This is a genomic window from Crocinitomix algicola (genome assembly GCF_001661595.2).
Lineage (GTDB): Bacteria > Bacteroidota > Bacteroidia > Flavobacteriales_D > Crocinitomicaceae > Crocinitomix > Crocinitomix algicola.
Genome location: NZ_LYPF02000001.1, coordinates 142,205 through 159,455 on the forward strand (window position 1 = coordinate 142,205; position 17,251 = coordinate 159,455).

The 17,251-nt window shown below is 33.7% G+C and carries 12 protein-coding genes; 8 read left to right on the forward strand and 4 right to left on the reverse strand.

Features of this window, described 5'->3' with window-relative positions; genetic code table 11:
- The first annotated feature begins 33 nt into the window (after window positions 1-33).
- The 5 genes from A8143_RS00620 (at window position 34) to A8143_RS00640 (ending at window position 7,531) form a co-directional block, all read left to right on the forward strand.
- Complete coding sequence (locus tag A8143_RS00620; RefSeq protein WP_070136974.1) at window positions 34-2,199, forward strand: S9 family peptidase; 2,166 nt, start codon at window positions 34-36, stop codon at window positions 2,197-2,199.
- A 5-nt stretch (window positions 2,200-2,204) separates the two neighbouring features.
- The gene (locus tag A8143_RS00625; protein ID WP_070136976.1) at window positions 2,205-2,798 is read left to right on the forward strand and encodes a thioredoxin family protein; all 594 of its coding nucleotides are present in this window, start codon (window positions 2,205-2,207) and stop codon (window positions 2,796-2,798) included.
- A 55-nt stretch (window positions 2,799-2,853) separates the two neighbouring features.
- Window positions 2,854-5,316: a tetratricopeptide repeat protein gene (locus A8143_RS00630; protein ID WP_070136978.1), complete on the forward strand. Its 2,463-nt coding sequence runs from the start codon at window positions 2,854-2,856 to the stop codon at window positions 5,314-5,316.
- Window positions 5,316-6,032 (forward strand): glycosyltransferase family 2 protein, encoded by a 717-nt coding sequence (locus A8143_RS00635; RefSeq protein WP_070136980.1) that lies wholly within the window; start codon window positions 5,316-5,318, stop codon window positions 6,030-6,032. The genes A8143_RS00630 and A8143_RS00635 overlap by 1 nt, the downstream gene beginning before the upstream one ends.
- Before the next feature lie 212 nt (window positions 6,033-6,244).
- A complete protein-coding gene (locus tag A8143_RS00640) occupies window positions 6,245-7,531 on the forward strand; it encodes a citrate synthase (RefSeq protein ID WP_070136982.1) in 1,287 nt (428 codons plus the stop codon).
- Between the two features lie 288 nt (window positions 7,532-7,819).
- Here A8143_RS00640 and A8143_RS00645 read toward each other — a convergent pair whose 3' ends face one another.
- Window positions 7,820-9,028: an acetyl-CoA C-acyltransferase gene (locus A8143_RS00645; RefSeq protein WP_070136984.1), complete on the reverse strand. Its 1,209-nt coding sequence runs from the start codon at window positions 9,026-9,028 to the stop codon at window positions 7,820-7,822.
- 114 nt (window positions 9,029-9,142) lie between these two features.
- On the opposite strand from A8143_RS00645, the gene A8143_RS00650 reads away from it, so the two are divergent.
- Genes A8143_RS00650 through A8143_RS00660 form a run of 3 tightly spaced genes read left to right on the forward strand, consistent with a single transcriptional unit; the run spans window position 9,143 to window position 12,820 of the window.
- Window positions 9,143-10,567 (forward strand): glycosyltransferase family 39 protein, encoded by a 1,425-nt coding sequence (locus A8143_RS00650; RefSeq protein ID WP_070136986.1) that lies wholly within the window; start codon window positions 9,143-9,145, stop codon window positions 10,565-10,567.
- A 49-nt stretch (window positions 10,568-10,616) separates the two neighbouring features.
- Window positions 10,617-11,384 carry a Rossmann-like and DUF2520 domain-containing protein gene (locus tag A8143_RS00655; RefSeq protein ID WP_083261159.1) on the forward strand — a complete coding sequence of 256 codons (768 nt, stop codon included), beginning with the start codon at window positions 10,617-10,619 and terminating at the stop codon, window positions 11,382-11,384.
- Window positions 11,384-12,820, forward strand: a complete 1,437-nt coding sequence (locus tag A8143_RS00660; protein ID WP_070136988.1) for a glycosyltransferase family 39 protein — start codon at window positions 11,384-11,386, stop codon at window positions 12,818-12,820. The genes A8143_RS00655 and A8143_RS00660 overlap by 1 nt, the downstream gene beginning before the upstream one ends.
- 8 nt (window positions 12,821-12,828) lie before the next feature.
- On the opposite strand, the gene A8143_RS00665 is transcribed toward A8143_RS00660, so the two are convergent.
- Genes A8143_RS00665 through A8143_RS00675 form a run of 3 tightly spaced genes read right to left on the reverse strand, consistent with a single transcriptional unit; the run spans window position 12,829 to window position 17,137 of the window.
- Window positions 12,829-14,328 (reverse strand): T9SS type A sorting domain-containing protein, encoded by a 1,500-nt coding sequence (locus tag A8143_RS00665; protein ID WP_070136990.1) that lies wholly within the window; start codon window positions 14,326-14,328, stop codon window positions 12,829-12,831.
- A 2-nt stretch (window positions 14,329-14,330) separates the two neighbouring features.
- On the reverse strand, window positions 14,331-15,566 hold the full coding sequence (locus A8143_RS00670) for a DUF5723 family protein (protein ID WP_070136992.1): 1,236 nt from the start codon (window positions 15,564-15,566) through the stop codon (window positions 14,331-14,333).
- Window positions 15,566-17,137 carry a hypothetical protein gene (locus A8143_RS00675; protein ID WP_070136994.1) on the reverse strand — a complete coding sequence of 524 codons (1,572 nt, stop codon included), beginning with the start codon at window positions 17,135-17,137 and terminating at the stop codon, window positions 15,566-15,568. Before A8143_RS00675 ends, A8143_RS00670 begins: the two co-directional genes overlap by 1 nt.
- Window positions 17,138-17,251 lie beyond the last annotated feature (114 nt).

A 17,251-nucleotide genomic window follows, 5' to 3' on the forward strand; every position in this document is an offset into this window, starting at 1 on the left:
TGATATATTCGTGCAAATCAAATCAAAGGAACGATGGGAATTAGAATTTCAATTTTATTAAGTGTAATCTTATCAGTTGGGAATATCACGATAGCGCAGCTTCAGACGAAAGAATTGTCGAACGAAGTAATTTGGGCGAGCAATGAATTGTCAACAGAATATGTATACGCGGTGAACTCTATGAATGATGGAGAACATTATTCTGCGCTAGAAGATAATAAAATTGTAAAATATAGTTTTACTGATTTTGGTAAAGTAATAGACGTAATTTTTGATGGGAATAATCATGATATTGAAATTGACGACTACAGCTTTAGTGCTGATGAATCCAAACTCTTGATTTCAACCGAACAAGAATCGATATACAGAAGGAGTTCTAAATCCAATTATCTAATCGTAAATATGGCTGAAGGTATAGTTACCAAACTTTATAGTGAAGGGCGTCAAATGCTTGCAGATTTCTCACCTGATGGCACTAAAGTAGCGTTTGTATTTCAAAACAATATTTATGTTAAGAATTTAGATAATAATAAAATTGAACAAATTACACATGATGGGGTTCCAAATAGAATTATTAATGGCTCAGCGGACTGGGTGTATGAAGAGGAATTCGAACTGACAAAAGCATTTCATTGGTCGCCAAAAGGAACAAAAATCGCTTATTTAAAATTTGATGAAACCGAAGTTCCAGAATTTTCCATGGATTATCATTTTGGAGGAACATATCCTTCAATTTATACTTTTAAATACCCGAAAGCGGGTGAAAAAAATGCTAAAGTCTCCTTACATATTCACAGCCTAGAATCTGGTAATACAACAAAAGTTCAAGTAGGGGACTATGAATATGTACCAAGATTAAAATGGACAAATGATGATGATAAATTGGTTTTTTTAACCATGAATCGACATCAAAATGAGTTGCATTATGTGATGTCAACAATGAATGACAAGGGAGGAGCTGATGGAAAGATATTTTACACAGATAAAAGTGAGACATATGTAGAAGTAGATCACACCCTCTATTTCTTAAAAGACGAAGAGGCCTTATTAAAAACAAGTGAGAAAGACGGATTTAATCATATCTATAAAATTGACTTTAATGGTAAAGAAACTCAAATTACTAAAGGAGAGTGGGACGTAGTTGATTTAAAAGGGGTAAATGAAGATGATGGTAGAATTTACTATACATCGGCCGAAGAAGGGGCGATGTACAAGTCCTTATACACAATCAATCTTAAAGGCAGTAAAAAGCAACGATTATCATCGCGTTTAGGAACGAATGAAGCTGTTTTTAGTGAAGGAATGAAGTACTATATGAATTACTATTCGAATGCAAATGAACCTTATACTATAACTGTGCATAACTCAAAAGGAAAAGAGATTTCAGTTTTGAAGGATAACGCGATACTTAAGGAAAAGATAAAAAAATATGGATTTTCAACTAAAGAGTTCATCAAGATTAAAGGGGCAAAGGATTCTTTAAATGCTTTCATTATTAAACCGAGTAATTTTGATGCATCTAAAAAATATCCTGTTTATTTTAATATTTACAATGGACCAGGGTCTAATATGGTTGAAGATTCTTGGGCAGGACGTAATTTATATTATCATCAATTATTAGCTCAAAAAGGCTATATCGTTATCTCCGTAGACACACGAGGAACGATGTATAGAGGTGCTGATTTTAAAAAATCAACATACTTGCAGCTAGGTAAGCTCGAAACTGAAGATATGATTGCTGTTGCTCAAGAGGTTCAGAACTGTAAATATGTCGATAAAAACAGAGTTGGTATAATGGGATGGAGTTACGGAGGATATATGACCGCGCTGTGTATGACAAAGGGTGCTGATATTTTTAAAATGGGAATTGCTGTTGCGCCTGTCACGAATTGGAGATGGTATGATAGTATTTATACAGAACGTTTCATGAGGACTCCTCAAGAGAACGCTAATGGATATGATGATAATTCTCCAATTAATCATGTGGATAAGTTAAAAGGGGCGTTTTTACTTGTTCATGGATCCGGAGATGATAACGTGCATGTCCAAAACTCGATGGAGCTTGCTAATGCTTTAATTCATAGAAATGTTCCTTTTGATTTTTTTGTCTACCCGAACAAGAATCATGGGATATATGGAGGTAAAACACGTTTGCATTTATTCAATAAAATGCTGAAATTCACAGAAGAAAATCTTTAAAAAAAATGAACTATTATAAAATTAGATACAGTTTCATACTCAGTATTTTTTTATTTGTGAGTTGTGGGTCAAACAATGAAATTGCCCAAGGACCGGCGCCAATAGAGGAGGAGTCAAATAGTTCTAGTGGTAGTATGACCATTGGAACTGAACGACCAACAGAGACTACCGAAACAATTCGAGTAGATGGAGACGCAGAGTATATTGATTGGCTTGATTTTGAAACAGCCATGGACCGAAATGAAGATGAAAAACGTTTTATTTTTATTGATATGTATACCGAATGGTGTGGATGGTGCAAAAAAATGGATGCATCCACATTTAAAGATAAAAATGTAATCAATTATCTCGATCAGAACTTCTACGCGGTAAAATTTAACCCGGAAACTACCGATGCAGTTGCTTATAAGGAAGTGCTTTATGAAAAGAAAGTTTTGGGAAAAAAGTCATATAATGAATTGGCAATTAACTTGTTGTCAAGTAAAATGGTGTTTCCTTCCTTTGTCATTCTTAATAAAAAAGGAATCAAACGAGGGGTTCTAACTGGTTATCATGCATCTTCACAGCTAATCAATGCGTTAAAAAGATATGTCGAATAATAAGGCAACCTAATTTTTCAATAGGTGTATTGGAAATTAGAAATACAATAACCCTATGAATAAATCAAATTTTTTAACACCTGCTTTTGTCTGGATATCAATAGCGGTATACCTCATAATTAGCTTAATTTATGGATTTGCATCAATTGACACCTGGGATGATGACTGTCCAACAAGGTACTACAATACTGTAAATGCTTTTAATGAACCAATTCATTTTGTGAGTTTATGGAACAGGCCGTTATTTACATTGATTTTCGCAATACCCTTGCAATTCGGAAAATTCATGATACCAATTTTAATGGTTCTTATAACAGCTGTATCCACCTTTTATCTTTATAAAGCCCTAAAAAAACAAGGAGTACAAAATGCGGCAATGGTTGTTCCTTTTTTATTATTTCAAACGTATTTTTTTGGGATATCTAGGAATGCTGAAACAGAACCTCTGGCGGTCGCAATATTTTGTTTAGGTTACTATTTTATGGTTAAAAAAAAGTGGTTTTGGTTTGCTTTAATGGCGGGCCTGCTTCCTTTAGCAAGACTAGAGCTCTCCGTACTTTTTCCTTTTTGGGCATGGGTGCTCTTGAAAGAGAAAAAATTAAAATATATCCTGGTGATGATGATTCCGCTATTCTTATGGAATTTAGCTGGAGGAATTATAACAGGTGATTTTGCCTATCTTTTTGAAAAGACCGTGGGCGCTGACAATGAGAAAAATCGTTATGGGCATACGAGTTTTGGACATTATTTTCAGCGCTATATTTATGCTGTTGGTCCACTATTTTTCTTCTTTTTTGGGCTAGGATTACTTAAAATGCTTTTTTCTAAAATTACCCATAAAGGGTTTGTTTTATTTCAATTCGCAGTTGGTTTTTTTGTATATGTATTGTTCTCTTGGAAGTTAAATATGGGTAATGCAGCAGGGTTTATGAGAAACTTAACCCCTTTGAGTGCTTTAGCCGCAGTAATAGGATTATACGGTTTTAATTATTGGTTGGACATTCTAAAAGTCAAATTTAAAACTTCAGAAATAAAGGGAGACCTGCCACATTTTGAATTTTTGTCAGATGAAGAATTTGATCAATTAAATAGAAAAAAACGACAAGCTTATTTGAACAGTAAATCCAAATACGAATCGAAAATTGCAAAGCTTAAAAAGAAAGCGGAAAGAGCAAACCAACAGCAACGTCGCAGAGCGCTCCTTAAATATGTCCTCTTTGGATTCACCATTCTTACACTTGTAATTATCACTAAATTATATTTTACTCTTGAAATACGTAATCATCACAAGCTTCTAGAGGATACAGAGTACAATCTAAACCTTTATTTAGTTCTGGCTCTTGTCGGCTTAACTTTGATTCTATTTATATGGAGTAGATTTAAAACGCTATCTTCAATCGTGCCAATGTCAATTGTAGCAATTGGAATTATTATGTTCACTAGCTATACGGAGCCACCAAACACTGAGCTAACTGAGGAGAGAGCGATGATGACAAAAATTTCAGATACTTTTCAACATGATTTGATTCTGGATAAAACCAAATATGTGAACCATATTTGGTTTTACTGGGCGAATGATTTAGATAAATTTTCGGAAGAATATAAAGGCGTGACCATGCAAAATCTTGATTCGGCTGAAGTTGGAAGTATTTGCGTGTGGGAAAATCACTATTCTCATCGATTAAGTGGAGATGTGAAGCCAGAATATTTTAGTAAACATCCTGAATGGGTAAGAGTCTCTTATTACGTGGGGAACTCAACTGGATTTCGTGCTGTGATTTATGAGAAAATTGACATTGCTAAAAAGGATGCAGGTCAAGAGGCAATTTTGAATTATGCTAAAGTAGATTCTACCCACTCAGATACATATATATGTCTAGGTACATTTCTAAAGGCTAGAGCGGAAAGTAAAAACGAAGCATTTATCTACTTTAATAAGGCTATAGAAATCGATTCACTCAATCATAATGCATGGTTCAATAGAGGAATTGCTCAATTTGAAAAACGAGAGTTGAGAAAGGCAAAACAAGATTTTAGAAAAACCATAGAAATTAAACCTAAATGGTCGGATGCATGGGTGAATTTAGGTGCCGCTCATTCGAATTTAGGCGAAATTGATAGTTCAATTTTTGCTTATAGCAAAGCAATAGAATACAAGGATAAAAAAGGATCTGCCTATCGAAATAGAGGGAAGATGTATGAAGCAAAGAAAGATACAATGGCGGCACTTGGTGATTATTCAAATTATTTAAAAATTCAAAAAAATGATTACACTATTTTATGGCAGCGTGCTAGACTTTATGCAGGTCTAAGTAGTTGGAAAGCAGCGGTAAGTGATCTGAATAGAATTGTAAAATTAAGACCAGAAATAAAAGATGCGTGGTTATTGTTGGGAGTAGGTTATTATGAATTGAAGAATAAAGATGAATCTAAAAAAGCATTACTTCGTGCTAAAGAGTTAGGACATCCAAATGCCGATGTGTATATTGCAAAATATTTTTCACAAGAATTGAAATAATGATTACAAAACTTTCCGTATTAATTCCTGCTTATAATGAGGAAAATACAATTATCCGATTATTGGATAAAGTTGTAAATGTTGAACTAATTAATGGTATCAAAAAAGAAATTGTCATTGTTAATGATGGATCAACTGATGATACTTATGATAAGATTCAAGAATACATTAATCGTAAAAAAGATACGGATATTAAATTATTCAATCAAGATAAAAATAGGGGGAAAGGAGCGGCTATAAATCGAGCTATTCAAGAATGTACAGGTGATTATCTTATCATTCAAGATGCAGATTTAGAATACGATCCAGAAGAGTACAACCTCCTGTTAAAGCCGGTTTTTAAAGATAATGCAGATGCGGTTTATGGGTCTCGGTTTGTTGGAGCAAATCCTCATCGAATTCTTTTTTATTGGCATTCTAAAGGGAATAAATTTTTGACAGGATTATCCAATATGATGACGAATTTAAATCTTACGGATATGGAAACCTGTTACAAACTCATTCGATCGTCAATTGCAAAAGAGATTACTATAAAAGAAAATCGTTTTGGAATTGAACCTGAGATAACTGCAAAATTAGCTAAGCGAAAATCAATTCGAATTTACGAAGTGGGTATCTCTTATTATGGTAGGGGATATGAAGAAGGGAAAAAGATCGGATGGCGAGATGGGTTTAGAGCAATTTACTGCATTATCAAATATCGGTTTTCAAATTGAAAACACTTGTTTTGTTGCATGTATGCAATTAAGGTTTTCAAAGAATATGCGATGATTTGATCCTTATTGAAACAATAATTCTCTCCCTTTCATATGTTTAAACATTTAACGTAAAAAAATCCATAAAAAAAGTGCTATTTCTCTGCTCTAAATGAGAAAAAAACGACTATCTTAGGCGGAATTATCAATCTCGAAATTTTAAAATACAGAAAATGAGCGAAGTAGCAAAAATAGAATTAGAAGGAAAAGTTTTTGAATTACCGATTATAACTGGTTCTGAACAGGAAAAGGCATTAGACATCTCAAAACTAAGGTCTGAAACAGGTTATATTACGTTAGATAGAGGGTTCAAGAATACTGGTTCTTGCCAAAGTGCTATCACGTTTTTAGATGGAGAAAAAGGTATTTTAAGATATAGGGGGTATCCAATCGAGCAATTGGCAGAAGAGGCATCGTTCCTTGAGGTAACTTATTTAATACTAAAAGGTGAATTGCCAACAGCTGAACAATTGAAGGATTTCGAAGAGAATATTGATAACCATACTTTGGTTCATGAGGATATGAAAAGATTTTTTGAGGCATACCCTGCGCAGGCGCATCCAATGGGAATTTTAGCTTCAATGATTTGCTCAATGTCTACTTTTTATCCAGAGTCTCAAAATCCGAATAGATCTAAAGAAGCTTTTGAGTTATCGATAAATCGTTTAATTGCAAAGTTACCAACGCTTGCGGCAATGGTTTACAAAAACGCGGTTAGGCACCCTTTCATGTACCCTAAAAATGATTTAGGATATATTGAGAACTTCATGTACATGATGTTTGGAATGCCAACTGAAGATTACGAACCAAACCCAGTAATTGCTAAAGCGCTAAATAAATTGTTAATTCTTCACGCTGATCATGAGCAAAATTGTTCAGCATCAACTGTACGAATTGTAGGGTCATCCCAGGCAAATTTATACGCTTCAATTTCTGCTGGAATTTCAGCACTATGGGGACCGCTTCACGGTGGAGCCAATCAAGCAGTAATCGAAATGCTTGAAATGATTGAAAAAGATGGAGGAGATCTTGATAAATGGATTGAAAAAGCAAAAGATAAAAATGATCCGTTCCGTTTAATGGGATTCGGACACCGCGTTTATAAAAACTTTGATCCAAGAGCAACAATTATTAAAAAAGCATGCGATGATATTTTAGGAGAGTTGGGAATTGAAGATCCAACTTTAGATATTGCAAAACGACTTGAAAAAGTAGCTTTGGAAGATGAGTACTTCGTGAAAAGAGGTTTGTATCCTAATGTAGATTTCTATTCTGGAATCATTTATAGGGCAATTGGTATTCCAACCGAAATGTTTACTGTAATGTTTGCATTAGGACGATTACCAGGTTGGATTGCTCAATGGAGAGAAATGTTGGATAATGGAGATCCAATTGGTAGACCAAGACAAGTATATGTTGGTTCAACAAAAAGAGATTTTGTTCCAATCGAAAAAAGATAGTGAGAACTTAATATAGAATGAAGGCTGATTTTAAGATCAGCCTTTTTTTGTGCCTTAAAATCTAATTTACTCCGTAAAACCTAAAATTTTAGGCATAAAAAAACCGGAACTCGCTTGCCCCGGTTTTTCTAAATAATTTAAAAACATCTTGAAAATGACTTATCATGAAACAATACTAAAGATCATTCTCGTACTTATTACAATTCAAGTCATGTTTTCCCCTAAAAGAAATAACACTTTTTTTAAAAAATGTTTAAAATATATCCAAACTACCTCTATATCGTTGAATTATACACGTTCAATTATGGTCGCGTAACCTTGACCAACGCCAATGCACATGGTCACAAGAGCATATTTTTTATTTGTTTTTTGCAATTCTATTGCTGCCGTTTGTAAAATACGTCCACCAGTCATTCCGAGTGGATGTCCGATAGCAATTCCACCACCGTTAGGATTTATTCTTGGATCATTGTCAGCAATTCCTAATTTTCTCGTGCAAGCAAGAACTTGAGCAGCGAAAGCTTCATTTATTTCTATGATATCCATATCGTCCATTGTCAAACCAGCGCGTTCAAGTGCTTTTTCAGAAGCAAATACAGGTCCAATACCCATAATTCTAGGTTCAACGCCGGCAACAGCAGCAGATACTATTCTCGCCATTGGTTTAAAATTGTTTCTTCGTACAGCTGATTCTCCAGCAATTAACAAAGCAACAGCTCCGTCATTCAATCCTGAAGCATTTCCCGCAGTAACTGACCCTCCTTCTTTTTTGAATGCCGGTCGAAGTTTACCAAGAATTTCTAATGTAGAATTAGGTTTAATAAATTCGTCCTCTGCGAAAATAATAGGATCCTTTTTGCGCTGTGGAATTTCAACAGGAACAATTTCTTCAGCCAATCTTCCATTTCTTTGTGCTTCACTGGCTTTCATTTGACTCCAAAAAGCGAATTGATCTTGATCTTCTCTTGAAATATTGTATTGTGCAACTAAATTTTCTGCCGTTACACCCATACCATCCGTGCCATACATTTCATGCATTTTGGGATTTATAAATCTCCATCCAAATGAAGAGTCGTGCATTTCAGCATCTCTACCGAATGGTTTTGACACTTTTGAAATCACCCAAGGTCCTCGCGTCATATGTTCAACACCTCCCGAAATATAGATGTCTCCAGCTCCATCTTTAATAGCTCTCGAGGCATTAATCGTTGACGCCATTCCAGATGAACATAAACGATTAACTGTTTCTCCTCCTATGGTGTGAGGAAGGCCAGCAAGTAAAGAACTCATTCTAGCAACATTTCTATTGTCTTCACCAGCTTGATTTGCACAACCAAAAATAACATCCTCTATTTCTTTAGGATCGAAGTTTGAATTCCGGGCAATGAGCTCTTTCATTACAATAGCACCTAAATCATCAGTGCGAATAGGGGATAAGGTCCCGCCAAAATTTCCAACTGCCGTTCTAACGGCGTCTATAATAAATACGTCTTGCATAGTCGTTTAATTTTCTCTTTCAAATGTAACAACTATCCCTTAATTCGGGTGACTTTGTTCGATTCTTCTTCTGTTTTTATCACTACATAAATTTAATTAAGTTTATTTGTTGTTATGATTCAGTTTTTAAATCGTTACGGGTTGTTAGTGTTAATTGTAGTTCAATGTTTACTATGCATTCCTTCCCTTTTATACTTGCCAATCGCTTTGGATGAACCCTTTTCTATTTTTCATGCTCAGCAACCTTGGGAGGTTTTATGGGAGGAGATCCCTAAAGGTAATAATCCATTAGGTCACTTTGTACTCTTAAAAATATGGATGTCATTTGCGGGAACTGCTCCGTTTTCTTTGAGATTATTTTCTCTTTTGATACGAGTTCTCACTCTAATAGCAATGTTCGAGCTTGGAAAAAAAATATTGCCAAAAAAGTTTGTTTTTAGTGCAATTTTAGTTTTTATCTTTTTAAGAATCAATCATTATGTAGCAGTGGAGGTGAGAATGTATGGTTTGTTTACCCTGTTTTTTGTTTTAATACTGAATGACTTTCTCAATCTTCTTGAACGTAAGAAGAACGCCAGATTTGTCTATCAACTCGGTTTGTGGAATGTTGGTTTATTGTATGTTCACTATTTAGGCGTACTTGTTTTAGGGTTTGAGTTACTTATGCTTATTTTGTTTGTTAAGCACCTGGATAAAAGTGTTTTAATACATTTTTGCTTAACATTAATTATAAGTGTTGTTCTTTATTATCCGCAATTATATATTTTATACAATCGAATTAATTCGGTGGGCGAACAAGGAACTTGGGTTGAATTACCCTTGTTGAGGGATCTTTGGATTAATTTGATAAAAATATTCAATAACGAATTCGCTTTTTACGCTACTCTTCTTTTAATCGTTTCTTTTGCGTTTTTTAAAAAGGCGAACCCTTTTTATTTTAAATCTTGGAAAGAACGTTTTATTCTTATTTGGTTTTTACTTGGTTATTTCGGAATATTCTTCTTTTCCTATATTTATCAACCTTTTTTCACGATTAAATATCTTCAGTTTTTGTCCGTTCCAATGATTTTTATTTTGATGATAATTGTAAAAAACTGTCTTCCGATGCAGAAAAAAGAGTACAGCGTATTTTTATTTTTAATACCATTTCTTTTAAGTTTTAAATTAATTCCAGATATCAACCGTAATCCTGACCGATTAGTAGGCTTCGTAAAAGAGGAGTTTATTAAGAATCAAACAACGGTCTATTATTGTCCACCGCACTATAATTATGAATTGGCTTATCATTGGAATAGCGAATCGTTTAATTTATACAGTAATCTTGAAGAATTTTTGGAAAAGGAAAATATCTATGCGGTCTACGATTGGGCTGAAGTGCTTGAAAATAGATTTGGTTCTAAACGAAAGATATATATAGATTTTGATGCGAAATTTTTGTATCCAAATAATAATATTCTTGAAGAATTAAATGCAAATTGTACTTTTGTTAAATCGGCTGAATTTAAAGGAGATTTTCGTGTTTATATTTATGAAAATTAGGACTGTTTTTAGCGATTATAGATTTTATTAAGTAGATTTAACCCAAACCATGCAAAAAGCAATTCGAGTCAATATTATAGGTGCAGGTAATGTTGCTACCCATCTAAGTAAAGCACTATTCGCTGGAGGTGTAGATATAGTATCAATTTTTTCGAGGGATTTCATTAATGCCCGTGTTTTATCACGACAATTTGGAGCAAAAGCCGTTGATAATATTCAGGATGTTGAACGCAATGTAGATTTAAATATCATCACGGTAAAGGATGATGCGATAGCGAGTGTGAAAAATCACCTTCCTAAATCAGTTCCTGTAGTTCATAGTTCGGGTTCAGCATCCATTCATTTATTAGAAGGCTTTAATGATTATGGGGTATTGTATCCGCTTCAAACATTTTCCAAACAACGTGCTTTAGACATTGCTTCCATTCCCTTTCTAATTGAAGGCAATTCGATAGAATTTGAGCAATGGATTATTAATTTTACGGAAGATTATCTTTCAGAAAATGCCCATCGTGCAAATACTAAAAAACGAGGAGAAATTCATCTGGCAGCAGTTTTTGCTTGTAACTTCACAACACAGCTTTTGGATGAATCTGATTCCTTATTAAAATCTTCAGGTTTAGATATAAGCCTTCTGCACCCACTTATTAAAGAAACACTAGAAAAGGCCCTCGAACTCGGCCCGCGTGAGGCTATGACTGGTCCAGCTAAACGCGGAGATAATGCTACAATTGAAAAACACCTCAATCAACTGCAAGATGAGGAGTTAAAAACGATCTATCAATTATTATCAAGTCGAATAATAGCTAATTTTTAATGAGTTTATTTGTTAGGAATAATATAATCTTATTATCCTTAATTGGTTTATTTTTACTGGTTAATGTTTTGGTGATTGAATCTTTTCCAATTGCTCTTGATGAACCATTTTCGATATTTTATGCTCAACAAAACTTGGGTGATTTGTTGGAAATGTTCAAAGGGGAGAATAATCCTCCATTACATTTTGTTCTCTTACATTTTTGGATTAAAATATTTGGCATATCCGCATTTGCAGTGAGAAGTTTATCTCTTGTTTTTGCTCTATTAACTATTCCTGTTGTATACAATTTTGTAAAAAAAATAGCTGGGAGAAATTCTTCTATAGTTACAGTTGTATTTTTCGTGTTTTCAAATTTTTTACATTATCACAGCATAGAGGCCAGGACTTACTCTTTACTTTTCTTTTTGTACTCAATAGTGCTTAGTTCTTTATACTCCGTTATATTTGAAGGAAGAAGAAAGTCGATCTATGTTTTAATGCTGGGAAACTTGTTCTTACTGTATTCCCATTACATTAGTGTACTAATCATTCTTACTGAGTTTATAGTTATACTTGTTTTCATTAGAAAACTAAAAATAAGTCTCTTAAAAGATCTTGTTCTGAGTGTCTTTTTAATGGTTGTAGGTTATATTCCAGGAATCTATCTTCTGTTCATAAGATTAAATGATGTGAATTCAAATGGGACTTGGGTACCTTTACCTGAATTCTCAGAGCTGTATGGTAATATTCTTCGTTTTATGAACGGGAAATTTTCGTTTATAGGAATCTGTTTAATATTCGTTGTTTTGCTTTTTTATAGAAGATTTAGGTTAACTAAGTTTAACTTGATTCCACTGGTAAAGGAAAGTCGCTTATATATTTTATTGATGTTTGCTTCTTCTTACTTTGGGATGTTCATATTTTCGTACTTATTTGAACCAGTATTTTTAGATAGGTATTTAATATTTACAAACATTCCACTAATCATATTAGTAGTCGTATTATGCCAAGATCTAATGAATGACGTTTTGTCAAAAAGGTTTTTATTTATTCTTTGTTTGCCATTAATTACTTTTTTTGATTTTATCCCGGATAATAATCGAAACCCAGATAACCTTGTTGAATGGATACATAATAAGTCGAATGAAAAAAGCAGTATAGTGATCTCTCCTCCATACTTCCAATATACATTTTTATATCATTTCGATCGAACACTTTTTTCAAACTACAATAACTTGGAGGGATTAAAATTTTTAAATAATATACATCCTTGTTATAATGGTATTGAACTAAAAAATATCGATTTAAACAAATCTGTCTTCTATATAGATATGGATACGAGATTTACATTGGGAGATAACACAATTAAAAGTAGTTTAATAGGGGATGCTTATGAATTAATTGATAGCTCTATATTTAAAGGTGATGCCATAGTATATTACTTCAAACTTTAAGAAGTTTGTTATTCCTTAAAAATTTTTACATTTTGAACTTTACCATTAGTTTGTATATTTAATATGTAATATCCGGAAGAAATATTTGAAGTATTTATCGTTAGATTATTATAACTTATACTTTCGAAGATCACTTTACCGTTTAAATCCAATAACCTAATTACGAATGTATCATTAATTCCTGTAATTGTAATTTCATCTTTTACTAAAGTTGGATATATTGTGAGGTTTTCTATTTTTTCTTGATTTTTGAGATCAAGAGTAATCACATCGTATTCTAAATCTGTAATCGAGAATGTACCCGCAGAATTAACTGCATCATTTCGGAAGATTATTATATTACTTCCCCCAGGAGCATCAAAAGGTGAAGTTCCTATACCTACTAAACCCTCATCGTAACAAAAATCAAGTGCCTTGATGTAATCATTTCCAAGCTCTCCAAAATTCCTAATATAATCAAAAGCAGTATAGTAAGTGTAGAGTATTTTATTGACAAATGCATCGGTGTACCCTTCAGCTATATCTACAGAACCCCAACTGGTTGTAGTTCCTGCATAGTAGATATCATTAAAATTATTAATCGCTAGGTCATTTATAATATCTCTCCCAGGCTGAGAACCTGACCAAGTTGTATCTGCAATTACATGTAAATCAGAGGTGTCAATTTTGTAAACCCAAAAATCCATACCACAGTCACATTCTTCAAAGTTATTATAGCTTCTACCTCCACCTATGAGATAATAATTTTCTCTAAATTTAATTGAATTGAAAATATCTTCATTTTCTTTTCCCGCCAAAATTTTTGAACCAAGGTTTCCGTTAAAATCATATTTCAAAAGAATTCCATCAAGATTACCGGCTCCTTCAGAATCAGTTGATCCTACAACCACAATTGAATCACCATGAATCAATAAATCGGTGGCGAAGTCAGTACCTTCTCCACCATAAGTTTTAGACCACAATTCTAGTCCATTTTTATCAACTCGAACAATGTGAATGTCCGTACTTCCTTCGCCATAACTATAAGTCTCACCGACTAATACAAAGCCACTATCGGGCATTTCTTTCAAGGCATAAGCTTTATCCCAGTCAGTCCCACCATAGGTTTTTTCCCATAATGGGTTGCCATTAATATCTGTTTTAATTAAATAAAAATCAAATCCACCTTCTCCATAACTGTTTGTATATCCAGCAACTGCATAACCTGAGTCTTGCGTAAGAACGATTCCTTCTCCCCAATCAGATCCTTCACCACCGTAATTATATGACCATAAAAAATTTCCAACAGAATCTATTTTCATTAAAAAGACATCAGCATTTTCCGAACCAAAACTACTTGAACTACCGGTAGCGATATATCCCGTGTCTAAAGTCTGTTTGATATCCCTACCATAATCATATCCTGTATTACCATATGACTTTAGAAATACGGTGCTTTGTGTAAATGAATTATTAGTAACCATTACCATTAAAACTACAATAATCAAATGTTTTATTTTTTTTCTCATGATTATAAATTAAAATGTGCAGAGAAGTTTATGCTTCTTCCAAAACCAATTTTTTTAGATAGGTTGCCAATCATATTAAATGTACCTAAAGAAAAATAACTATTTCCTTTAGTCCACAAGTTAAGGTTGAGGCCCCATTGAAGACCTCCAAACCCACCGTAAGCTAGACGAGTAGAAGCGGAAAAAAAATCATATGGCTCATAATAAAGGCCTCCAAAAACATAAGGGAAATAGTCTGACGTAAGAATGGTTTTAAACCCTAGTGTATATTGAATTTTTTGATCACTGTTGCGAATAGGAGACTTTTGCAATACGAATTCGATAGGTAATGCAGCGAAATTTCTTCCAATTCCCTCATAAATCCCTAACGTATCAATAAAATTATACTTTTTTGTTTCTCCTTCTGGTCTATTAAGAATTTCATTTACATTGAATCCTGTGTAGACACTGGTCGAATCTATAGTATATTGATGGTTATTTTGATTCCAACCAATAAAACCTAAATTATTCACTTTTAGATTTAAGAATTGGCGACGACCTTTTTTCGATTCGAAGAAAAAATTGTAATTCAAGTCAATACTCACACCACTGCCTTGAAATCCTAAATAGGGATAAAAACGATCTGTTCGATATCCTGCACCTTGAGCATGTAGAATAAGTGAGTCCGATCCATTATAAAGCCAAGTGTCATTCATTCTAGCTTCAATTGCTTTTGATCCAGAAACGTAATTAATTTTGACACTTGATTGTGTAGTTCTATCAAAAATTCCGATTCCAAATTTTTGATAATGGAGGTATTGAAAATGAGCAAACGAAAAATTTAGTGTGTCATTGATTGAGCCAGCATTCCCAAACATCGCTAGCTTATATAAATCCGTTGGTATATTGGCAGAAACTAAATGATGGTCAGCTATTGAAATGACTAAACCGTATTTCTCATTTTTAATTGGATGAATGTTTGGATTGAAATGTTCGATTTGTTGTTTAGCTTCACCACCAAGTCGATTGTTCTGATCCATTCGGTTGAAATTCTTATCTTTTATTGCTTGAGTTATCGTTCCTCCAAAGATAAATTTATCAGTAAAATTATTATTCAACCGATTACTTCCATAGTAGTTTTGCGAACTTATTTGTAAACGATTTTTATCAAATGTTGTATCGTTGATAACAGGTGAAATCTCTTGCGTAACTCCTGTTAAACTGAGTAAAAAACTTAGGTATAAAATATTTCTATTCATTAGAGTTGGATGCGTAAATTGAGATTAGACTTTAAGTTAAAATCTAAATAAGATGCTGCACTTATTTTGATTTTTTCATTGTTATACGAGTTGAAGCTCACATTGAGGATAATTTTATTTGCTTTTACAAGATTTGACATATTATTCGAAGTGATATTAAAATTCACTGAACCTTCTTTCGGAGTGGTTACAATTGTTGCTTCGTTGAAAATACCAGCTTGGAGCGGTGGGGTCGCGTAAATGGTATCTATCACTACTTGGTCTTCATTTAAAATGAATAAGGAAGCGTCAGCCTCTAAAGGGAAACCATTGGTGTAGTTCAATGTGGCATAGGCGGTTTGGGGATCAATAGTTGTATTTGTGAATCCGTTTACTTCAAATGTGTCTTGTATTGTTAAATCGTTAGCTCCAAAGTTTAAAGGGAATTCTCCATCGAGATAGAGTTCCATTTTTGATCCAGGGAAGAATTCGTCATTGCCACCGGTGATGTTTCCGAAAGGATTGATGTCTAATTCATAACCAATTATTAAAGAGTCACTCAAATTTTCCAGAAACGATAAAATGTTACTGTTACTATTGTTAATGTTTATGGGGTAGTTGGATGGTTCAAAATCATAATAACCACCACTTGCAGGGTTGATGTTCAATAGTGTGTTTTTTTCTGTAAAATCAAATTCTGAAAAGCTATTCGTTCGCGTATTAATGCCTGACAATTTAGAGATTTTTGCTTGCGCTAAAAGGTTAAAGCCGTTTTTTATTGCGATGTTTAATTTTATAGAATCAAGTTCTACCGAGCCGGCCATTAATTTCTTTAACGGTGCTAAACTGAACCCTGTTGTATCAGAGAAATGATATTGACCAAAATAACCTCTTGCGTAATTGGGTACAAGGTCTTTAAATTGGAAAGAAAAGGAAATACTATCGTACTGGGTGATTGTAAATGTTTCAGATTCTTCATTGGACTGAACTAAAATTTCTATTGCCAAGGTATTGAATGCTGATTCATCAATACCCCTTAAATCCATGGATTGGTAGGCCATATCAATTAAGTCTTCAGCTTTTGAAGGTGAGTCAACAGAGCCGGCATCAAGGTAGTAGGTTCTTTGTAAGATTTCTCCATCTTTTGTGATGAAGGGGAATTTTGCTACAACTTTTGTTTTTCCTGGCCAAGGTGAAGAAATTTTGGCATCAGCAAATCCAGATTCGATGATGACGTTTTTAAGCTCAATGTCGCCTAATTCAAACTCTTGATCATAATTGTCAGGCATAGAAAAAGAAGGACTTACTTCAATCGAAGGAATTCCGATTGCTGTCTTAGTCGTAATAGTTGTATCCGGCATTTTGATTAAAGTGTCTAGTGAAAATTCTAGCACGGATTCACGAATGATTAATGAGAGATACCCTTCATCATTCGTCATCAAATTTTCTTCAGGAACGAAATCGGCCATTGTTAAATGTCCATAAGCTATTGGAGCACTCCAATCCGTGTCCCAAATTGTTTTTTCTTTCTTACATGAAATTAAACAAATAAGGCTGGCTGTAAGCAGGAGTTGTGAAGCGAATTTAAGCATGATTCTTTCTTTGAATGTTTACGAAAATAAGAAATAATTGGTTGGTTGTTTAGCATATAGAAGGATTACTATTCATATAGTGATGTTAATTAAACATTTTAGAGCGAGGTGAAT